Source organism: Nonomuraea sp. NPDC049655 (genome assembly GCF_044465465.1).
GTDB lineage: Bacteria > Actinomycetota > Actinomycetes > Streptosporangiales > Streptosporangiaceae > Nonomuraea.
On sequence record NZ_JBITLS010000003.1, the window covers coordinates 439448 to 459129 of the forward strand.

Below are 19682 nucleotides of genomic sequence, written 5' to 3' on the forward strand. Positions count from 1 at the left end.
AGGCCCCCTTTCAGGACTTCAGGAAGTGCAGGACGGCCAGCACCCGGCGGCTGTACCCGCTGGCGTGCGACAGACCCAGCTTGTCGAACAGCGAGTTGACGTGCTTCTCCACCGCGCTCTGTGACACGTGCAGCTGCCCGGCGATCGAGGCGTTGGTCATGCCCTGGGCCATGCGCTCCAGCACCTCCCGCTCGCGCGCGGTCAGCCGGGCCAGCGGATCGACCTGCGTGGTACGGGCCAGCAACTGCCGCACCACCTCCGGGTCGAAGGCCGCCCCGCCCGCCGCCACCCGCTCCAGCGCGTCCAGGAAGTCGCCGACCTGCGCCACGCGGTCCTTCAGCAGGTAGCCCACGCCCTCGACGTCGGCGCTCATCAGCTCGGTGGCGTACCGCTTCTCCACGTACTGCGACAACACCAGCACCTTGACCTGCGGCCAGCGCCGCCGGATCTCCAGCGCCGCCCGCAGCCCCTCGTCGGTGTGGGTCGGCGGCATGCGCACGTCCACCACCACGACGTCGGGGGCGTGCTCGGCCACCGCCGCCACCAGGGCCTCGCCGTCGCTCACGGCGGCCGGCACCTCGTGGCCCTCCTCGCCCAGCAGGCGTACCAGACCCTCGCGCAGCAGCGTGGAGTCCTCGGCCAGGATCACCCGCACGGCAGCCCCGCCGCCACCGTCGTCGGGCCGCCGGGCGGGCTGACCACCTCGAAGGCGCCGTCCAGCGCCGCCACCCGCCGGGCCAGCCCCGACAGGCCGCCTCCCGAGGGGCGCGCGCCGCCCGTGCCGTCGTCGCTCACCCGTACGAGCACCCTGTCGTCCTCCTGTCTGACCTCGACCGTCACCATCGTGGCGGCCGCGTGCTTGGCGGCGTTGGTCACCGCCTCGCTCACCACGAAGTACGCCGCCGTCTCCACCGCCATCGGTGGCCGGCTCGGCAGGTCGCACACCACCTTGACCGGCACGCCCGCGCGTTCGGCCACCCCGGCCAGCGCCTCGCCCAGCCCAAGGGAGTCCAGCCCGCTCGGGTAGACCCGCCAGGCCACCTCGCGCAGCTCGGCCAGCGCCTGCTGGGCCTGCTCGTGCGCCTGCTCCAGCAGCTCGGGACGCCCCCGCCGGGACCGCCCGATGAGCATCGACAGCGCCACCAGGCGCTGCTGCAGCCCGTCGTGCAGGTCACGCTCGATGCGGCGGCGCTCGGAGTCGACCGCGGCCACGATCCCGGCCCGGCTCTCGGCCAGCTCGGCGATCCGGCGCTCCAGCGCCTCGGTACGGTCGGGCCCCAGCAGCCGCCCGGCCAGCCGCCGCTCCAGCGCGTGTACCCCCACCAGCCCCGACACGGCGATGAACAGCAACACGCAGCCGCCCACCAGGAAGTACAGCACCAGCGGCGGCGTCGGCGTCATCCCGTCGTAGGGCTCGCCGCGGGCCCAGGCCCCCAGCAGCAGGATCGCGGTGCGCGCGCCGAGGACCAGCAGCGCCACCACCAGCCCGCCCAGCACCCCGGCCGGGATCCTGGCGGCCAGGTAGCGCGCCGGCCGGGTGTCCCAGCCGGACAACGCGTCCAGCGCGGCGGTGTCCAGGCGCAGGCGGCGCGCCTCGAACCCGGCCAGCCCCGCCGCCAGCGCCCGCACCCGCGGCCGGCCCAGGAAGGGCAGCGTGAGCAGCAGGAACAGCGCGCCGGCCAGGGCGGTCAGCCCGCCCAGGACCACCGCGCCCAGCACCCTCAGCCCCTCAGCGGCGGTTCGCATGCCTTCCCTTACGCCGTTCCGTCAGCCGTACCGCGACGAAGACCGCGATCGCCAGCGCCACCAGGCCGATCACCACGTAGGTGCCGATCCCCACGTACGCCTCGACCAGCGACCAGTTCTCGCCGAGAAAGTATCCCGCAAGCACGAAGATGGTGTTCCAGATGGCGCTGCCGGCCGTCGTGAGCAGGGTGAACGTCACCAGCGGCATGCGCTCCACCCCCGCCGGCACGGAGATCAGGCTGCGGAAGATGGGGATCATCCGGCCGAAGAACACGGTCTTGCGGCCGTGCCGCAGGAACCACGCCTCGGTCTTCTCGATGTCGGTCACCTTGACCAGCGGCAGCTTGGCGGCGATGGCCAGCGTGCGCTCGCGGCCGAGCAGCGCGCCCACCCCGTACAGGGCCAGCGCCCCGACCACCGAGCCGAGCGTCGTGCACACCAGCACGTCGAGCAGGTCCAGTTCGCCCTGGCTGGCGGTGAAGCCGGACAGGGGCAGGATCACCTCGCTGGGCAGCGGCGGGAACAGGTTCTCCAGCATGATCGCCAGCCCGGCCCCGAAGGCGCCGAGGTTCTCCATCAACGCAATCAACCAATCCGTCATGTCCCCCAGGCTACGAATGATCCGTTATGGCGGTAATGAGGCGGACGGCCGATGTGCTCTGTGGTAAACCACACCCCGATGTACCGTACACTGTACGGCCTATGAGTGCTCTTCCGGATCTGGCGCGACACCCAGCGATCTTCCGTCCCGGCGATCCCCCCAGGTCCGGCCACCTGGTCTTCCTCGACGACCAGGGCGACGGCACGGCCACGGTGATCGAACAGGACGACTACGGACAACCTCGCGCGCGCGAGCGCGCCGTCACCGAGATCCCGGTCGCCGACGCCGTCGCCGTGCTGGCCAGGGCCCGCGCCGACGCCGCCGCCCACCCGGCCACCCGCTTCTGGGGCGCCGTCGCGCTGGTCGCCCTCCAGCTCGTCACCCGCGGCCGCATCCTGCCCGCCGTCTCACCCGACGGCCACGACTCCTGGCGCGCCGGCCCCCTCGACGCCGCCGACGCCCGGCGCGTGCGCGAGCTGGCCGCGGCCATGCCCGCCGCCGCCCGCGCCATCCCCGTGGGCGACCTGCTGCTGCCCGACGCCGAGCCTCTGGTGCGCGCCTTCCTCGACGCCGTGGCCGACGCCATGCCGCGCTCGCCCGGAGCCGTACGCGCCACCGGCACCACCGCCTTCGCCGCCGTCAAGCCCGTCAAGGTGCCCCACCTGCGGCCCTGGGCCGAGGAGGTCTCGGCCGGGCTCGACTCCGGCGTGCGGCTCTCGCTCCGGCTGGAGGCCGACGACCTGGCCCAGGCCGAGTTCCGGGCCGTCGTCCAGGTGCACGGCCTGGCCGACCCCTCGCTCGTCGTGGACGCCGCCGACCTGTGGCAGGGCCGCGACCCCGGGTTCGGCCTCCGCGCCAGGATCGAGGTCACCCTCGCCCTGCGCCGCGCCGCCCGCTCCTGGCCCCGCCTGGAACGGCTGCTGGAGCACGCCGTGCCCGACGAGCTCGCCCTCACCGACAGCGACGTGGCGGACCTGCTGACCGGCGCGGCCGACCGGCTGGCCGCCGCCGGCGTCGAGGTCCACTGGCCGCGCTCCCTGGTCCGCGGCCTGAGCGCCCAGGCCGTCGTCGGCGAACGCGACAGCGCGCCCTCCGACCTGCCCTCCTTCCTCGGCGGCCACCACCTGACCAGCTTCAACTGGCGGCTCGCGCTCGGCGGCGCCCCGCTGACCGCCGCCGAGATGGACCTGCTGGCCGAGTCCCACCGGCCCGTCGTACGGCTGCGCGACCAATGGGTGCTCATCGACCCCGCGCTGGCCCGCAAGGCCCGCCAGCGCGACCTCAAGCCCCTGACCGGCCTGCAGGCGCTCGGCGCGGCCCTGACCGGCACGGTCGAGATCGACGGCGGGGACGAACCCGAACAGATCACCGTCGAACCCACCGCCTGGCTCGCCGACCTGCGCGACCGGCTCACCGACCCCGAACCCGTGCCGGCGCCGCCCGGCCTGGCCGCGACCCTGCGCGACTACCAGCTCCAAGGGCTGCGCTGGCTGGCCAGGATGACCTCGCTCGGCCTCGGCGGCTGCCTGGCCGACGACATGGGCCTGGGCAAGACCATCACCCTGATCGCGCTCCACCTGTACCGCGCCGGCACCGGCCCCACCCTCGTGGTCTGCCCCGCCTCGCTGCTGGGCAACTGGGAACGCGAGATCACCAAGTTCGCGCCCGGCGTCCCGGTCCGCCGCTACCACGGCAACGCCCGCACCCTGGCCGACGACGGATTCGTGCTCACCACGTACGGCACCATGCGCCTGGACGCCGCCACCCTGGGCGCCCACCCCTGGGGGCTGCTGGTCGCCGACGAGGCCCAGCACGTCAAGAACCCCGCCTCCGGCACCGCCAAGGCGCTGCGCGAGATCCCCGCCGGCGCCCGCGTCGCCCTCACCGGCACCCCCGTGGAGAACAACCTGTCCGAACTGTGGGCCATCCTCGACTGGACCACCCCCGGACTGCTCGGCCCCCTGGCCCGCTTCAGGGCCCGCTGGGCCAAACCGGTCGAGTCCGGCGACGCCGACACCGCCGCCCGGCTGGCCCGGCTCGTCGGGCCGTTCCTGCTGCGCCGCCGCAAGAGCGACCCCGGCATCGCCCCCGAACTGCCGCCCAAGACCGAGACCGACCGGCCCGTCCCCCTCACCACCGAGCAGGCCGCCCTGTACGAGGCCGTCGTCCGCGAGAGCATGACCCAGATCGAGAACGCCAAGGGCATGGCCCGGCGCGGCCTGATCGTCAAACTGCTGACCGGGCTCAAACAGGTCTGCAACCACCCCGCCCACTACCTGCACGAATCGTCCCCCCGCCTGACCGGCCGCTCGGGCAAGCTGGAACTGCTCGACGAGCTCGTCGACACGATCGTCGCCGAGGACGGCGCCGTGCTGGTGTTCACCCAGTACGTCGCCATGGCCAGGCTCCTGGAACGCCACCTGTCCGGCCGCGGCGTCGCCACCCAGCTGCTGCACGGCGGCACCCCGGTCGCCCGCCGCGAGGAGATGGTCGCCCGCTTCCAGGACGGCCACGTCCCCGTCTTCCTGCTCTCCCTCAAGGCCGCCGGCACCGGCCTGAACCTCACCCGCGCCGACCACGTCATCCACTACGACCGCTGGTGGAACCCAGCCGTGGAGGACCAGGCCACCGACCGCGCCTACCGCATCGGCCAGACCAGGCCCGTCCAGGTGCACCGGCTCATCGCCGAAGGCACGATCGAGGACCGCATCGCCGCCATGCTCGGCGCCAAGCGCTCGCTCGCCGACGCCGTCCTGGCCTCCGGCGAAGCCGCCTTCACCGAGCTGACCGACGCCGAACTCGCCGCACTCGTGGAGCTCAGATGACCGCCGTACGCGGATTCGCCGCCTTCCCCCCGCAACGCGCCGGCGCCCGCTTCGCCACCACCTGGTGGGGCCAGGCGTGGATCAAGGCCCTGGAGGACACCTCGCTCGACCAGACCCTGCTGCGCAAGGGCCGCGCCTACGCCAAGACCGGCCAGGTCGGCCCGATCACCGTCAGCCCCGGCCGGCTGGCCGCCGTCACCGAGCACGAGTACGACACCGTCGTCCGCGTCGAACAGCTCACCGACGCCGCCTGGGAACGCTTCCTCGACCAGGTCGCCGCCAAGGCCGGGCACATCGCCGCCCTGCTCGACCGCGACGTCCCGCACGACCTGGTCGAGGCCGCCGAGGACGCCGCCGTGCCGCTGCTGCCCACCGTCGGCGACCTGGAGCCCGAATGCTCCTGCCCCGACTGGGGACACCCCTGCAAGCACGCCGCCGCCCTGTGCTACCAGGCGTCCTGGCTGCTGGACGGCGACCCGTTCGTCCTGCTGCTGCTGCGCGGACGCGGCGAACAGGAGCTGATCGAGGCCCTGCAGAACCGCGACCTGCCCCTCCCGGCCCCCGCCCGCGCGCCCGGCGGCGCGACCGGCGGCGCGACCGGCGGCGCGACCGGCGGCGGAACCACCGAGCAGGACGCCGGCGGCGGGGTGCCCGCCGCGCAGGCGTTCGCGCTCGGCGAGCCGCCGCTGCCCGAACCGCCCCCGCCGGAGACCGCCTTCACCCCCCTCGCCCTGGACCCCGCACCCGGCGTGGACGTGGCCGCCCTGGCCGTGCTGGCCGCCTCCGCCGCCGCCCGCGCCCGCCAGATCCTGCTGCACGGCCACCTGGAACCGCTGACCGAGTACCAGGACCGCGTCCGCCTGGCCGCCGAGCACGACCTCGACCTCGGCCTGGACGCCGCCGTCCGGGCCTGGCGGTACGGCGGCGCCCCCGGGCTCGACGTGCTCGAAACCCCTTGGACCCCGCCCCGCCAGGACCTGGCCAGGGCCCAGGCGCTGCTGGAGTCCGGCTGGGACGGCGACCCGCCGCCCCAGCTGGAGACCTGGCGCAACCGCTGGACCCTCGGCCCCCGCCAGGTCCGCTACGGCCGCGACGGCCGCTGGTACCCCTTCACCGAGCACGACGGCCACTGGTGGCCCGCCGGCCCGCCGGAACGCGACCCGTCCACCCTGCTCACCTGACCCCGGCAGGCGGGAGGCGAGGTCAGAGGCCGGACTCCTCGGCCTGGCCCGCCGCGGCGACCACGGCCAGCAGCCGGTCCAGGTCGCCCGGCCTGGCGTGCGGGTTGAGCAGCGTGAGCTTGAGCCGGACCCGGCCCGGGCCCGTCCCCGGCAGCTCGGTCCGGCCCACCACCGCCCGGCCCTCCCGCAGCAGCCTGCGCCGCAGCCCCGCGTTCACCTCGTCCGAGCGCGCCGGATCGGCCGGCACGTACCGGAACAGGAACGCGGTCAGCACCGGGTCGGCGTGCAGCTCCAGCCGCCGATGGGCGCGCACCGCCGCCGCGCCGTACCGGGCCAGGTCGTGGCAGGCGTCCACCAGGCGGCCCAGCCCCGACCGGCCCAGCGTGCGCAGCGTCACCAGGATCTTGAACGCGTCGGCCCGGCGCGTGGTGCGCAGCGACAGCCCCAGCAGGCTCGGGTAACCGGCCTCCTCGTCGTCGGCCGGGTTGAGGTAGACCGCCCGCCGGGCCAGCGAGGCGTACGTCTCGGCCCGGCGCACCAGGAACACCCCGGCCGCGGCCGGCTGCCAGCCGAGCTTGTGCCAGTCCAGCGACACCGAGTCGGCCAGCGCGAGACCGTCCAGGAGCGGAGCCAGCCGGTCCGACAGCAGCGCGCCACCGCCGTAGGCGGCATCGACGTGCAGCCAGGCGCCGTGCTCGGCGGCCAGCGACGCGCACGCACGCAACGGATCGATCGCCCCGGTGTCCGTGGTGCCCGCCGTGGCCACCACCGCCACCGGCAGCTCACCGCGCCCGGCGCTCGCCCGCAGCGCCCCGGCCAGCGCTCCGGCCTCCATCCGCAGCTCCCGGTCGACCGGGACGGCGACGACCGCGTCCTCACCCAGCCCGAGCAGCGCCGCGGCCCGCCGGGTGGAGAAGTGCGCGGCCTCGGAGGCGAAGATCCGCAGCCGCGGACCCCCGCCCGGCAGGCCCGACAGCTCGGCCCGGACGCCCGCCGACCGGCCCACCGCCAGATCCCTGGCCAGCATCAGGCCCATCAGGTTGGACTCGGTGCCGCCCAAGGTCAGCACGCCGGCCGCGGCCGCCCCGAACCCCACCATCCGGGCCAGCTCGGCCAGCAGCGCCGTCTCCAGCGCGGTCGCGGCCGGCGCCTGGTCCCAGGAGTCCAGCGACGGGTTGAGCGCCGAGACCGCCAGATCGGCCGCCACCGCCACCGCCAGCGGCGGACAGTGCAGGTGCGCCGCGCAGAACGGATCGGCCGGATCAGCGCTCCCATAGGCCAGCAGCTCGGTCAGCGCCCCCAGCCGCTCGCCCTCCGGCGCGAACACTCGCGCCACCTCGGCGGCCAGCTCCTGGGGCGTGCGGGCGGGCAGCGGGCCGCCGCGCCGCCGCGCGCCCTCGGCCAGGGCGGCCAGCACCTCACGCAGCAGCGGCTCCAGCGCGGCCGCCCCGCCCACGCCACCGGACAGGGCCCAGCCCTTCGTCGCATCGCTCATCCGGCCACTGTGCGGCACCGGCGCCGCCGCGGCCAGCGGACACCGCGATGGAACGCCATGGAACGCCCTTGAGGACAGGCACCCCGCCGACCACAAGGAGACCCGCATGCGACACCCGCTCCGGATCGTGTCCGCCCTGGGCGTGGCGCTGGCCCTCGGCCTCGTCCCCGCCGCCGCACAAGCCGCCACCCCGGTCCACGTCAAGGAGGCCGAGCAGGGCAAATGCCTCGACATCCGGACCGAGGACGACATCTTCGTCCCCGGCGCCCGGCTGCAGCGTTTCACCTGCCACGACGTCAACGAGCAGCGGTGGGAGATCGTCCCGCTGGCGAGCGACTCGTTCCTGCTGCGCAACCCGCTGACCCGGCTCTGCGTGGCGGCCGACTCGGCCGGTTTCGGCGCGCAGGTGGTGGAACGGGCCTGCGGCGACGCCGACCCCGCCGTCCGCTGGTTCACGCTGGGCGGGGTGCCGTTCGTCAAGGGGTCGGGGTTCAACCAGATCCGCTCGTCCCTGGCGCCGGGCAGCTGCCTGGACACCCTGGACACCTTCGTCAAGATCTTCCCCTGCTCGCCGGGGCTGACCAACAAGGCCCAGCTGTGGGCCGCGGTCTGACCACGCGGCCTGACCACGGGCTCAGGCCGGCGGCCAGTTCCTGAGCACCGCGTCCAGGGCGTCGAGGGCCCTGGACCAGGAGGCGTCCACCTCGCGGGGATGGCGGCGGAACCCGCCGGCCATCTCCAGGGTCACGTAACCGTGCAGCGTGCTGCTCAGCATGCGCAGCGCGTCGGTCTGGTCGGGCTCGGCCAGGTCGTAGCCGCGCAGGACGGCCCGCGTCAGCTCCGCATGCCGGCGGCCCGCGCTGACGTCCAGCGACTCGGAGTCCAGCTCCAGCTGGGTGGCGGCGTACCGGCCCGGATGCTCCTTGGCGTAGGTGCGGTAGGCCGCGGCGAAGGGCACCAGCGCCTCCTTGCCCGACCGGCCGGCCAGCGCGGCGGCGACCCGGTCGGCCATCTCGCCCAGAGCCAGCTCGGCCACCCTGACCCGCAGCTCCCGGATGTCCTTGACGTGCGCGTACAGGGCCGCGGGCTTGACGCCGAAGCCGCGGGCGAGCGCGGAGACGGTCACGTTCTGGAAGCCGACCTCGTCGGCCAGGTCCGCGGCCGCCCTGGTCAGGCGGTCGACGGTCACTCCCGCGCGGGCCACGGCAGCACCCTTTCTTACAGGCTTTAAGTATTTGCATACTACCGTTAAGAAAAGCTAGCCTCCACACTCATGAGACCCCTGACCGAACACGACATCCGCACGTCGTTCATCAACTGCTCCAAAGGCGAGGCCAAACGCGCCGGCCTGCCCCGGGATCTGGCCGACCTGCCCTGGGACGACCTCGACTTCCTCGGCTGGCGAGATCCCGGCGCCCCCGAGCGCGCCTACCTGGTGGCCGAGGCCGACGGCTCCCTGGTCGGCGTCGCCCTGCGGGTCACCTCCGGCGCCTCGCGCTCCTACACCGCGCGCAGCATGTGCTCCTTCTGCCTGACCACGCACACCAGCGGCGGCGTCGCCCTGATGACCGCCCGCCGCACCGGCGAGCCCGGCCGTCAGGGCAACACCGTCGGGCAGTACCTGTGCGCCGACCTGGCCTGCCCTCTCTACCTGCGCGGCAAGAGGGAGGCCGCGGGCGCCGGCGTCGTGGAGGAGTCGCTGACGCCGGCCGAGAAGGCCGCCCGCGCGTACGCCAACGTGCGCGCCTTCCTGGACAAGGTGACCGCCTGACCCGCCCGCTACTCGTCGTCCCAGGCCATCGAGCTCATCCGCCACCCGGCGGGCGTCCGGACGAACTGGGTCGTCTTGCGGCCCGCGCCGGCGAACCGCACGCCGTCCCGGACGCCGGACTTGCGGTAGTCGCTGAACCGCTGGGCGACCGACCCGAAGATCTCGGTGCGCTCGGCCACCTCCCACTCGCGGAACTCCGTCAGCGTCCCGTCGGTGAGCATGCGCTGCCGGGGCTCGACGAAACCGTCCAGATCGTGCACCACGGGCTCGGGCCCGGTGTTGTTGACGATCACCGCCTGCGGGACGAACAGCTCCCGGACGGCGCCGACGTCCGGGCGGCGCCCGCCGGTGTTGGTGAAGGCGTCCAGGAAGGCCGCCATCAGCCGGTCGAGCTCGGCCTTGACGCCGGAGGCGGGCGCCTCGCCGGCCAGCAGCGACCAGACCTCGCTGTCGTGCCGTTCGCCCCGGTGCGGGAAACGCCTGCGCAGCACGCCGTCGCGGGTCATGCCGAGCCGGCGCGCGACCTCGATGCTGCGCGTGTTGCCCGGTGAGACCCACCACTCCACGCGCGCCATGCCGCGCTCGGCGAACGCCCAGTCGATCAGCAGCCGGCACGCCCGGGTCACCAGCCCCCGGCCCTCGCCGGCCGGCTCCAGCCAGCAGCCGATCTCGCACACCCCCGAGACCGCCTCGAACCGGGTGAACATCACGCCGCCGACCAGCGTGCCGGCCAGCCAGATCCCGTAGATGCGGGCGCCGTCGGCGGCCTGGTCGTCGGCGTAGCGCTGCAGGACGGCCGTCGCCGAGGCCAGGTCGGTGCTGCGCTCGGCCCACGGGATCCACGGGTCCACCGACGGGCGGGCCCGGTCGATGTGATCGAGGAACTCCTGGGCCCGCCAGGGCTCCAGCGGGCGGAGCTCGGCCTCGTCGCCGAGCGGAAGTGCGAACACGGACACCGTCCCAAAGTACGTAACGAGCGTTCGGTATGTAAGGTAGCAGCATGCCGCCCGCAGCAGGAGACCGTGAAGCCCGCCGTGAGGACGTCTCGCAGGCGGTCTGGCAGGTGCTGGCCGACAAGGGGTTCGGCGGGCTGACGCTGCGCGCCGTCGCCGCCGCCATGGGCGTGTCGACCGGCCTGCTCATGCACTACTTCCCCACCAAGCGGGCCCTGGTCGGGCACGCGCTCGACCTGCTGGAGCGGCGCACGGCCGCCCGTCCCCGCCGCGAGCCCCCGGCCCCCGGCCTGGCGGCGCTCAGGGCCGCGCTGCTCGACATCCTGCCGCTGGGCCCGGCCGACGTCGCCCGCAACCGCATCTGGGTCAGCTCATGGGACCTGGCCCTGGCCGACGACGACCTCGGCGCCGGCCAGGCCGCCCGCTACACCCGCCTGCGCTCGGCGCTGCGCGCCCACCTGGAGACCGCCCGCGACCTCGGCGAACTGCCCCAGGAGGCCGACCCCGAACGGCTGGCGGCCGGCGCGGTGGCGTTCACCCATGGGCTCGTCGTCCAGGCGCTGTTCGACCCGGGCCGCTTCCCCGAGGACGTCCAGGTCGCGTTGCTCGACGACTTCCTCTCCTCGATCGCGGCCCGCCCTTAGGCCATGGCCTTGAGCTTTTGGGCACGAAGCCCGTGGGGTTCAGATCAGCCGGCGGTCGGAGGGACCTGCGACCCGGCGGGCGTCATGCCCGCGATCAGCGTCTGCGGGTCACGGATGCCGGCGAGGTGGCCGAAGCCCTCCGCGTACGCGGAGATGGCGGACTGGAGCAGGCGCAGATGGGCGCGGCACTCCTGGTCGCCGGGCCAGGCCGACTCCGGTTCGCCGGGATGCGCCCGCTCCCAGGCGGTCAGCAGCGGGTGCCACTTGGACAGGAACGGGCGCAGTTCCTTGTTGAGCATCGAGATCGCGAAGTACTCCACGGTCTGCCCGCCTGGCACGGGGGCCGAGGGGCGGCTGGTCTTGAGGGCGTCGCGGGTGGTGGCGAACAGGCCGTACAGAGAGTTCATGGCCTCCCTGACCAGGCCCTCCTCGTCGTCGAGCGACTGAACGGAGACCCGGGTGACGGTCTCGACGAACAGGTGCCAGGCCACCTGGCGGCTCTCGTTGTTCACCAGGAAGGTGAGCTCGCTGAGCTGCGGCACGGTGACCTTCACCTCGGTCAGCCTGGCCGTCCTGGCATAGAACTGGACCATGATCACGGCGGCCATGCCGGCGACCGCACCGGTGACGACGAAGATCCACCGGCCGCCCGCCTCGGTCATCTCGAAGATCGCCAGGCCCACGACGGCGCCGACGAGCGCCGACGCGAGCAGCCGCACCCACCGCACCTGCATGATCGCGACGACACGTGCCTTCATCCGGGGGGTTCCATTCCTCGGCCGACTGCGACGATCAGACTTTACGTGTGATCCCCCTCCGGCTGTAGAGGGTCGGCCGTGGTTTCAGCAGACCTTCTCGAAGGGGGTGCCGGACGGCAGGTAGCGGCCCCACTCCTGCTCGGTGAGCGAGCGACCGGCCGCCGCGCAGAGCGAGGGGAACGGATCCGCCGGGACGTCCACCTTCCATTGCAGGATCGTTCCCTTGTCGTAGGAGCCGGCCAGGGTCCGGCCGTCCGGGCTGAAGGCCAGCGACGAGACAGCGCTTTCGCCGCTCTTGAACGGGTTCCCGATCGGCTTCGTCGTGGCCGCGTCCCAGAGCTGGACGCCCGCGGCGGCGTCGGTGGCCAGCGTTCTGCCGTCCGGGCTGAACTCGACGGTGGAGATGGTGCCCGTGCGGTCCTTGAAGGCGCCCTTGGGGCGGCGGCCTGCCGTGTCCCAGATCCTGACCGTTCCCTGCTCTCCCACGGTGGCCAGGAGCTTGCTGTCCGGGCTCAACGCCAGCCAGGTGACGCTGGAGTCCCCGATCGGGGCGCCGATCGGCCGCCGGGTGGCGGCGTCCCATAGCCTGGCCGTGCCGCCTCCCACGGTGGCCATGATCCTGCCGTCCCGGCTGAAGACGATCCGGTGGAGGACGTCGCTGTGGGCCTTGATCGGAGCGGTGACCGGACGGCGGGCGGCGGGGTCCCATAACTGGAGGATTCCCTTGCCGGAGGCGACGGCCAGGGTCCTGCCGTCCGGACTGAACGTCAGCACGGAGATGGTGCCGGCCGCGGCCTTGACGGGGGTGCCGATTTGCTGCCGGGTGGCCAGGTCCCACAGGTGGAGACCGCCGTCGTCGTCACCGACGGCCAGCGTCCTGTCGTCCGGGCTGATCGCCACCGGCCATGTGTACGGGTACCTCCCGCGGATCGGCGGACCGAGTCGCCTGCCGGTCACCCGGTCCCAGACGCGGATGGTTCCGTCAGCTCCGCTGCTGACCAGGATGTCGCCGTTGTTGCTGTACGCCAGCTGCGAGACCTCGTCCTGGTGACCGATGAGCGGGTCGGTGACCGGCCGCCGGGCGGCGGCGCGCCAGAGCCGGGCGGTCCCGTCCCCGCTGACGGTGGCCAGGGTTGCGCCGTCCGGGCTGAGCGCCACGCCGTAGACGAAGCCGCTGTGGCCGGTGAACGCGTCGCCGGCCGGGCGCCGGGTCGCCAGGTTCCACAGCCGGGCGGTCCTGTCCCAGCTGCCGGAGGCCAGGGTCCGGCCGTCCTCGCTGAACGCGAGTCCGGTGACGGCGCCGGTGTGACCTGTGAGAGGTCGTCCGACGGGTTCCCCGGTGGCGGGGTTCCACAGCCGGATTTCTCCGTCGTAGCCGCCGGTGGCCAGCGTCCGGCCGTCCGGGCTGAACGTGACGGCTCGGATGTCGTCGGTGTGGCCCTTGAGGGGCTTTCCGACGGGGCGTCCCGTGGCGGCATTCCACAGGCGGGCGATCCCGTCACGGCCGGCGGTGGCCAGGATTGCGCCGTCCGGGCTGAACGCCACCCCGCTGACCTCGCCGGTGTGGCCTTTGAGAGGTCGTCCGACGGGTTTCCCGGTGGCGGGGTCCCACAGCCGGGCGGTGTGATCCTGGCCCGCGCTGGCCAGGGTCCGGCCGTCCGGACTGAAGGCCAGGGCCCACACGACGGACCGATGACCCGTGAGCGGGACCGCTGTCCTGGTGGAGAGGTCCCACAACCTGATCGTCCCGTCGAAGCCGGCGACGGCGAGGGTCCGGCCGTCCGGGCTGAAGGCCAGGGCGAGGCCGCCGTCCTTGATCGGATCCCCGGCGGGCCGGCCGGTCTCCGGATCCCACAGGCGGGTGGTGCCGTCCGTGCCGCCGGTGGCCAGGGTCCGGCCGTCCGGGCTGAAGGCCACCGCGCCGCCGTGGTAGGAGCCGCTGTCCAGGATGGCGCGCACCGGGGAGGCCAGGGCGGCCACCATGCCGTAGCGGGCCTCGGGGGTCTGGGCGAAGTGCCAGGCGGTGGCCGCCAGCAGGCCGGAGACGACCGGATCACTCTCGCCGATCTGGATGCCGCGATCACTGGCCAGGTACGACAGGGCCTGGTCGCGCTCGGCGTCGGCTCTGACGCGTTGGGCCTCGGCGACGTCGGCCGCGTGGACGGCCACGGCGGCCGCGACGACCGCCGCCGTGGTGAGGACGGACAGCCCGGTCCACGAGAGCCGCCGGAAGCGCCGGGCCAGCCGGTGCTGCCGGACGTCGTCGCCGACGAGCTCGTCCTTGGCCCGGCCGTGCAGGGTGGCGGCGAGCGTCGCGACGGCGTCGAGGAAGGCCGGGTTGCTGAGCGAGAGGTCGCTCTGGCTGCGGATCGAGCGCAGGTCCGCCCACAGAGGGACCTCGGTGAACGACGTGAGCAGCGACTCGGGCAGCGCCGTGGTCAGGGTCTGGTCGAAGTGCCCGGCCGCGTGATCCCAGACGAGGTCGCCGCCGGTGAGCATGAGGAAGACGGGCCGTCCCGGATCGAGCGAGCGCCAGTGCTCGATCTCCCGCCGCACCCACACCGAACGCGCCGACTCCGGGGAGGCCAGCAGGACGAAACAGCGCGAGGCATCGAGCGCGGCCTCGATCGTCGTCCACAGTCCCGGGGACGCCGACAGGCTGCGCGTGTCGCAGAAGACCCGCAACGCCCGCAGTTTGTACCAGGGACGGGCGAACTGGTGCAGCCCATCACGCAGAGCGGGGCCGAGCAGCCCGTCGGCGGCCCGGCTGTAGGAGATGAAGGAGTCGTACGGAATCGGCGTCGAAGTCCCGCGGATGCCAGGCACGTTCACGATGATAGAGACGCGCGGCTTGAGTACCCGGTTACTCACGCGCCTTGTTTCGCGCCTTCGCATACTGAGCGGGATACACAGTCTGGAGGGGACGCGGAATGAGGAGCATTCGTGCGTTAGCCGCATCGTTACTGGTGCTGGCCTGGTTGGCGTATCTCGGTCCGAGCCCGGCCCAGGCGGCGACCGCGGAGGTCACCGTCAGCCTGTACCGGGTGGTCGAGCTGTCGTGCGACGAGGGCGCGGGCGAGTCCTGCGGCAACGACTACTACCCCAAATTCAAGATCGGGAACGAGGACCTGTACGACGGCGAGGACGATTACTGCTGTGCCCACGGCCCCGACTTCCGGACCAACTGGGTCCACAAGGCCACGGTCGACACCAGCCGGAATCCCGTCGACATCCACCTGGAACTGTGGGACCAGGACGACCTGAGCCAGAACAACGTCATTCACTGGGCCAAGAACGGCGATTACCTGGATCTCAAGTTCGACCTGAACACGTGCGTCTTCACCGGCGGCGGCCTGACCGCCGAGCAGGGCGCCGGCGCCCTGACCCTGTCGGGGGAGAGCGAGACCACCGGCCCTGACTCGGCCCGCGGCTTCTTCACCATCACCACACCCGCCTGCATCACGCTGGCCAGGACCACGGGCGGCGCCGCCGACAGCGACGGCGACGGCATCATGAACGCCTGGGAGACGCCGGGCGTGGGCTACGACGTCAACAACGACAACCAGGTCGACCTGGCCCTGGGCGACCCGCCGTACAACGCGCTGCCCTACCGCAAGGACCTGTTCGTCGAGGCGGACTACATGAAGGACAACGAGCCCGACTGGTTCGGGCTCGGCGACGTCGTGGACGCCTTCGCCGCAGCACCGGTCGACCCCTATCACCCCGACCCGGCCCATCCGGCGGCGACCAAATACCTGGGCGTCAACCTCCACGTGCTGAAGGACGAGGAACTGCCGAAGACGTCCAACATCCGGTTCGAGAGGTCCGATCCGGTGCTCGTGGACTTCAACGAGCTGAAGAACGGCGAACCGGCCGGCCCCTGCACAGGACACTTCGGCACCCGCGCCGACCGCAACGACGGGAACTGCGCGAACATCCTGAAGGCCAAACGCGACGTGTACCGCTACATGATCTTCGCCGAGAGCTACCTCGAAGATCCCGACTCCTCGGGCAACTCCGAGTGGTACGCCGTCGGCCCCCAGGGCGGCAACGACTTCGTCGTGACGCTCGGCACGTGGAGCGCCCAGGCGATCAACGACGTCGGCGGACTGAGGGTCGCCCAGGCCTCGACCTTCATGCACGAGCTCGGGCACACGCTCAGCCTCGGCCACGGCGGCGACGAGGACGTCAACTGCAAACCCAACTACCTGAGCGTGATGAACTACGCGCTCCAGTTCCCCGACATCAACTTCACCCGGCCCATGGACTTCAGCAGCACAGCCGCCGGCACCGCGCTCGGCACCACCGAGCCCACCCGGCTCGTGGAGCAGCACCTCAACGAGAACCTCGGCGTGCGCGGAACGCCGCACCCCGACCGCTACACCGTGTACGGGATCAAGGGCAAACCCCACGTCGAGCCCGCCAACAGCGGCCCGATCGACTGGAACGGGGAAAAGGGCAACACAGAGGGCGACATCCCCGCCGACATCAACTACATCGAGTCCATCGGCGTCCCGGGCAAGGGATGCCACATCACCGATGACACCCAGACGCTGCACGGCTACGACGACTGGGCCCACCTGCAGTACAACCCCAGGCTCAACGCCGACGGCTTCAACGACGGGGTGCCGCGGAGCACGCCCGACGAGATGACGGAGGAGATGGTCCTGGCCCTGTCGCAGCAGGCCGACCTGAAGGTCACCAAGTCCGCCGACCAGGCCGAAGCCGACGGCGGGGACACCGTGACCTACACCGTGGACGTCACCGACCTCGGACCGGGCAAGGCCACGGCCGTCTCGCTCACCGACACGATGCCCGACGGCACCACCCGGCAACGCCCGGTGCCCGACCTGAACAAGGGCGACGTGCACACCGTCACGCCGAAGTTCACCTACCAGGTGCCGTGCGACACGACCGACGGCACGGTGCTCACCAACACCGTCACGGTGACCGGGAAGGACACGAACGGCGTGCCCGACCCGTACACCAGCGACAACACCGCGCGCGCCACGACCACGGTGCGCGCCCCGGTGCTGACGGTGAACGAGACGGCGACCGCCACGGTCAACGCCGGTGAGGCGATCACGTACACCATCGCCTACGCGAACACCGGCGGTGGCGGCGCCTCCGACGCCGTCGTCACCGGCACGCTGCCCGCCGGCGTCTACTACAGCAAGGCGCTCGACCTGGGCGCCGGGCCGAAGCCGGACTCGGTGACGCTCAACGCCGACGGCACCAGGACGCTGGTCTGGAACGTGGGCGCCCTGCCCGCCAGGTCCGGCGAACGGAACATCGTCTTCACCGCGCGGCCGACACTGCTGGCGACGGCGGGCACGGCGTACGCGAGCGAGGTGTCCGTGACCTACAGGAACACCGGCGGGGCGTGCACCTTCGACCCGGTCTCGGACTCGGCCACGACCACGGTCACGGCCGTTCCGCCCACCAGGGATCCGCTGTCCAAGGGCTACTGGACGAACCATTCAGGACAGTGGACGGCCGAGTCCCTGGCCCGCATCCAGGCCACCGACCAGCGCTACGACAGCGACCAGAGCGGCGCCCTGTCGGCGGCCGAGATCGACTCCGCCTTCCACGACGCCAACGGGCCCAAGACCGTGCTCCGCGAGCACGCCCTGGGCACGTACTTCAACCTGGCGACCAGGCGCGTCAACGCCGGGACGGCGATCGACTCGGCGACGACCAGGCGGCTGGGCCTGGGCACCGTGCGCGCCGCGATGATCTACGCCCAGGAGACGATGGCGCTGCCGATCGACTCCGGCACCTCGGCTCGCTACAGCGACATCATCGGGGTGCTCGACGACGTCAACGCCAACAAGATCGAGGTGTACTGACCCGACCCTGACGGCCACCACGCGCGTCGCGTGGTGGCCGTCAGGACCTCACATGGCCTTGGCCCTCAGGTGGCCACCGAGACGACGTGCCCCGCCGAGGCCGGGTCGGCGGCCAGCTTCAGCATGCAGTCGGCCAGGTCGGCGCGGGTGGTGGAGCGGCCGCCGCGCAGGTTGAGGTCCAGGGCGGTGCGGTAGCGGCCGGTGGGCCCGCCGTCGAGCAGGCGGGAGGGGCGCACGATCGTCCAGTCCAGGCCCGAGGCGCGCAGCAGGCGCTCGGACTCGGCCAGGTCGGCGGTCACGGTCTCGACGCGGTCGCGCAGCCCGGCCGGCAACCGGGCGGCGTCGCGGACGACGGCGGTGACCTCGTGCCCCAGGTCGAGCGCCTGCCGGACGAGCTCCAGCCCCGTGCGGCCGGTCGCGCCGAAGATGACGAGCCTCATGTCGGGCCCCTTCACGAGAGGGTGGGTAAACACTTACTCACCCTACTCGTCGTCCGGGGCGGCCCTCAGGCCAGGTTGAGCTGCCAGGAGACGCCGAACCGGTCGTTGACCCAGCCGAACCTGGTGCTGAAGCCGTACGAGCCGATCGGCATCAGCGGCTGGCCGCCCTCCGCCAGCGCCGCGTAGAGCCGGTCGATCTCCTCCTCGGTGTCGCACGCGACCCAGATCGACATCGAGGGGGTGAAGCCGAACGCGTGCCGCTCACTGCTGTCGATGCACATGTACTCCTGGCCGGCCAGGGTGAACGTGGCGTGCATGACGGTTCCCTCGGGCCCCGGCCCCTCCGGGCCGTAGTGGGAGACGGCCACCACCTTGGAGTCCTCGAACAGCGAGACGTAGAAGTTCATCGCCTCCTCGGCGTCGCGGTTCTGGAACATCAGGAACGTGGTGGTCTTCTGGCTCATGACTGGTCCTCCGTCGGTAGGTAGAAAGCGGTGGTGGCGGCGACCGCGGCGGCGGCGGCCTCGGGCGGCGCCCCGGCCTCCTCGAAGGCCGCGCCCCACGCCCGGCTGCTGGCCGTGATGTAGCGGCGGCCGTCGGCGGTCAGCTCGAAGCCGGCCTTGTCGGGCATCGGCAGCCCGGACAGATGCAGCCGGAGGCCCAGGAGCCCGAGGTCCCAGCCCACGCCGACCGCCCCGGGCCCGAACCGGCCCCACATCTCCGGCGGCACCTCGGCGGTGTGGCGCAGTTCGAAGCGGGTGCCCCCGCCCTCGGCCGACAGGCGCACCTCGACCTCGGAGAAACCGGGGTCGGGCCCGAACAACCAGCTCACCCTGAGGTAGGAGGGCGGCTCGCAGGCGAGGATCTGCCCGCCCGCGTTGCCCTCCAGCTGGTACGTGCCCCCCAGCCGCAGGTCGCCGGAGACCGGCATGAACCAGCGGGCTATGCGCTCACCGTCGGTGCAGGCGTCCCAGACGTCCGCCACCTCCGCGTCGTAGTGGCGGGTCAGGGTCACGGACTTGCGCTCGCCGTCCGTGAGCTCGCGCCTGATCCGGGATATCTCATCAAGGCTGTCCATCGTGCTTCTTTCTTCTGCCCCGCGCCAGCTCGGTGGCCAGCGCGTCGAGGCGCTGCTCCCAGAAGCCGCGGAAACGGTCGAGCCAGAGGTCGACCTCCCGCAGCGGCGCGGGCTCCACGGCGTAGAGCCGTCGCGTGCCCTCGGCCCGCACGCTGGCGAACCCGTTGTCGCGCAGCACCTTCAGGTGCTGGGAGACCGCCGGCTGTGAGACGCCGAACTCTCGCTGGATGACTGCGGTGACCTCGCCGGAGCTCTGCTCGCCGCCGGCCAGCAGCTCCAGGATCCGGCGGCGGACCGGATCCCCGAGGACGTCGAACGCGTGCACGACCTCAGTGTTTCAG

At 72.6% G+C, this 19682-nt stretch carries 18 protein-coding genes; 6 read left to right on the forward strand and 12 right to left on the reverse strand.

Translation table 11 applies throughout. The features are described from left to right. Positions 1-10 precede the first annotated feature (10 nt). Genes ACIBQ6_RS11785 through ACIBQ6_RS11795 form a run of 3 tightly spaced genes read right to left on the reverse strand, consistent with a single transcriptional unit; the run spans position 11 to position 2347 of the window. Positions 11-655, reverse strand: a complete 645-nt coding sequence (locus ACIBQ6_RS11785) for a response regulator transcription factor (protein WP_358286771.1) — start codon at positions 653-655, stop codon at positions 11-13. Further along, a complete protein-coding gene (locus tag ACIBQ6_RS11790; RefSeq protein WP_364335726.1) occupies positions 646-1746 on the reverse strand; it encodes a histidine kinase in 1101 nt (366 codons plus the stop codon). The genes ACIBQ6_RS11785 and ACIBQ6_RS11790 overlap by 10 nt, the downstream gene beginning before the upstream one ends. Next, entirely contained in the window at positions 1730-2347 is a 618-nt protein-coding gene (locus ACIBQ6_RS11795; RefSeq protein ID WP_358286773.1) for a DedA family protein, read from the reverse strand. Before ACIBQ6_RS11795 ends, ACIBQ6_RS11790 begins: the two co-directional genes overlap by 17 nt. A gap of 101 nt (positions 2348-2448) precedes the next feature. Here ACIBQ6_RS11795 and ACIBQ6_RS11800 point away from each other — a divergent pair, with 101 nt between their 5' ends. Beyond that, positions 2449-5172, forward strand: coding sequence for a DEAD/DEAH box helicase (locus tag ACIBQ6_RS11800; RefSeq protein ID WP_397211467.1), 2724 nt, complete (start codon positions 2449-2451; stop codon positions 5170-5172). Beyond that, positions 5169-6353, forward strand: a complete 1185-nt coding sequence (locus tag ACIBQ6_RS11805; protein WP_397211469.1) for an SWIM zinc finger family protein — start codon at positions 5169-5171, stop codon at positions 6351-6353. The genes ACIBQ6_RS11800 and ACIBQ6_RS11805 overlap by 4 nt, the downstream gene beginning before the upstream one ends. Before the next feature lie 22 nt (positions 6354-6375). On the opposite strand, the gene ACIBQ6_RS11810 is transcribed toward ACIBQ6_RS11805, so the two are convergent. After that, positions 6376-7848 carry a pyridoxal phosphate-dependent decarboxylase family protein gene (locus tag ACIBQ6_RS11810; protein WP_397211471.1) on the reverse strand — a complete coding sequence of 491 codons (1473 nt, stop codon included), beginning with the start codon at positions 7846-7848 and terminating at the stop codon, positions 6376-6378. Between the two features lie 106 nt (positions 7849-7954). Here ACIBQ6_RS11810 and ACIBQ6_RS11815 point away from each other — a divergent pair, with 106 nt between their 5' ends. Continuing rightward, positions 7955-8461 (forward strand): ricin-type beta-trefoil lectin domain protein, encoded by a 507-nt coding sequence (locus ACIBQ6_RS11815; RefSeq protein WP_358286777.1) that lies wholly within the window; start codon positions 7955-7957, stop codon positions 8459-8461. Positions 8462-8482: 21 nt separating this feature from the next. Here the strand turns inward: ACIBQ6_RS11815 and ACIBQ6_RS11820 are convergent, their stop codons facing one another. Next, positions 8483-9052, reverse strand: coding sequence for a TetR/AcrR family transcriptional regulator (locus ACIBQ6_RS11820; protein ID WP_397211473.1), 570 nt, complete (start codon positions 9050-9052; stop codon positions 8483-8485). A gap of 69 nt (positions 9053-9121) precedes the next feature. On the opposite strand from ACIBQ6_RS11820, the gene ACIBQ6_RS11825 reads away from it, so the two are divergent. Beyond that, complete coding sequence (locus tag ACIBQ6_RS11825) at positions 9122-9619, forward strand: FBP domain-containing protein (RefSeq protein WP_397211474.1); 498 nt, start codon at positions 9122-9124, stop codon at positions 9617-9619. A gap of 8 nt (positions 9620-9627) precedes the next feature. Here the strand turns inward: ACIBQ6_RS11825 and ACIBQ6_RS11830 are convergent, their stop codons facing one another. After that, the gene (locus ACIBQ6_RS11830; RefSeq protein WP_358286780.1) at positions 9628-10575 is read right to left on the reverse strand and encodes a GNAT family protein; all 948 of its coding nucleotides are present in this window, start codon (positions 10573-10575) and stop codon (positions 9628-9630) included. Between the two features lie 44 nt (positions 10576-10619). Between ACIBQ6_RS11830 and ACIBQ6_RS11835 the strand changes: the two genes are divergently transcribed. Further along, the gene (locus ACIBQ6_RS11835) at positions 10620-11216 is read left to right on the forward strand and encodes a TetR/AcrR family transcriptional regulator (protein WP_397211475.1); all 597 of its coding nucleotides are present in this window, start codon (positions 10620-10622) and stop codon (positions 11214-11216) included. Positions 11217-11260: 44 nt separating this feature from the next. On the opposite strand, the gene ACIBQ6_RS11840 is transcribed toward ACIBQ6_RS11835, so the two are convergent. Together ACIBQ6_RS11840 and ACIBQ6_RS11845 are read right to left on the reverse strand one after the other, a co-directional pair. Then, complete coding sequence (locus tag ACIBQ6_RS11840; protein WP_358286783.1) at positions 11261-11974, reverse strand: hypothetical protein; 714 nt, start codon at positions 11972-11974, stop codon at positions 11261-11263. 84 nt (positions 11975-12058) lie between these two features. After that, a complete protein-coding gene (locus tag ACIBQ6_RS11845; protein ID WP_397211477.1) occupies positions 12059-14800 on the reverse strand; it encodes a toll/interleukin-1 receptor domain-containing protein in 2742 nt (913 codons plus the stop codon). A 140-nt stretch (positions 14801-14940) separates the two neighbouring features. Between ACIBQ6_RS11845 and ACIBQ6_RS11850 the strand changes: the two genes are divergently transcribed. Next, complete coding sequence (locus tag ACIBQ6_RS11850) at positions 14941-17823, forward strand: hypothetical protein (protein WP_397211479.1); 2883 nt, start codon at positions 14941-14943, stop codon at positions 17821-17823. Positions 17824-17888: 65 nt separating this feature from the next. Here ACIBQ6_RS11850 and ACIBQ6_RS11855 read toward each other — a convergent pair whose 3' ends face one another. The 4 genes from ACIBQ6_RS11855 to ACIBQ6_RS11870 all read right to left on the reverse strand — a co-directional run bounded on the left by ACIBQ6_RS11855 (position 17889) and on the right by ACIBQ6_RS11870 (position 19666). Next, complete coding sequence (locus tag ACIBQ6_RS11855; RefSeq protein ID WP_397211481.1) at positions 17889-18263, reverse strand: NAD(P)-dependent oxidoreductase; 375 nt, start codon at positions 18261-18263, stop codon at positions 17889-17891. Positions 18264-18328: 65 nt separating this feature from the next. After that, positions 18329-18727 (reverse strand): VOC family protein, encoded by a 399-nt coding sequence (locus ACIBQ6_RS11860; protein WP_358004655.1) that lies wholly within the window; start codon positions 18725-18727, stop codon positions 18329-18331. After that, positions 18724-19341, reverse strand: coding sequence for an SRPBCC family protein (locus tag ACIBQ6_RS11865; protein ID WP_387675066.1), 618 nt, complete (start codon positions 19339-19341; stop codon positions 18724-18726). Before ACIBQ6_RS11865 ends, ACIBQ6_RS11860 begins: the two co-directional genes overlap by 4 nt. Then, entirely contained in the window at positions 19328-19666 is a 339-nt protein-coding gene (locus ACIBQ6_RS11870; RefSeq protein WP_352356418.1) for a metalloregulator ArsR/SmtB family transcription factor, read from the reverse strand. The genes ACIBQ6_RS11865 and ACIBQ6_RS11870 overlap by 14 nt, the downstream gene beginning before the upstream one ends. Positions 19667-19682: the final 16 nt, after the last annotated feature.

Excerpts from the sequence above, each read along its gene's own strand:
- ACIBQ6_RS11790 (WP_364335726.1), bottom strand. The coding sequence starts at position 1,746 with ATGCGAACCGCCGCTGAGGGGCTGAGGGTGCTGGGCGCGGTGGTCCTG.
- ACIBQ6_RS11795 (WP_358286773.1), bottom strand. The coding sequence starts at position 2,347 with ATGACGGATTGGTTGATTGCGTTGATGGAGAACCTCGGCGCCTTCGGG.
- ACIBQ6_RS11800 (WP_397211467.1), top strand. The coding sequence starts at position 2,449 with ATGAGTGCTCTTCCGGATCTGGCGCGACACCCAGCGATCTTCCGTCCC.
- ACIBQ6_RS11805 (WP_397211469.1), top strand. The coding sequence starts at position 5,169 with ATGACCGCCGTACGCGGATTCGCCGCCTTCCCCCCGCAACGCGCCGGC.
- ACIBQ6_RS11810 (WP_397211471.1), bottom strand. The coding sequence starts at position 7,848 with ATGAGCGATGCGACGAAGGGCTGGGCCCTGTCCGGTGGCGTGGGCGGG.
- ACIBQ6_RS11815 (WP_358286777.1), top strand. The coding sequence starts at position 7,955 with ATGCGACACCCGCTCCGGATCGTGTCCGCCCTGGGCGTGGCGCTGGCC.
- ACIBQ6_RS11825 (WP_397211474.1), top strand. The coding sequence starts at position 9,122 with ATGAGACCCCTGACCGAACACGACATCCGCACGTCGTTCATCAACTGC.
- ACIBQ6_RS11835 (WP_397211475.1), top strand. The coding sequence starts at position 10,620 with ATGCCGCCCGCAGCAGGAGACCGTGAAGCCCGCCGTGAGGACGTCTCG.
- ACIBQ6_RS11840 (WP_358286783.1), bottom strand. The coding sequence starts at position 11,974 with ATGAAGGCACGTGTCGTCGCGATCATGCAGGTGCGGTGGGTGCGGCTG.
- ACIBQ6_RS11855 (WP_397211481.1), bottom strand. The coding sequence starts at position 18,263 with ATGAGGCTCGTCATCTTCGGCGCGACCGGCCGCACGGGGCTGGAGCTC.
- ACIBQ6_RS11860 (WP_358004655.1), bottom strand. The coding sequence starts at position 18,727 with ATGAGCCAGAAGACCACCACGTTCCTGATGTTCCAGAACCGCGACGCC.
- ACIBQ6_RS11865 (WP_387675066.1), bottom strand. The coding sequence starts at position 19,341 with ATGGACAGCCTTGATGAGATATCCCGGATCAGGCGCGAGCTCACGGAC.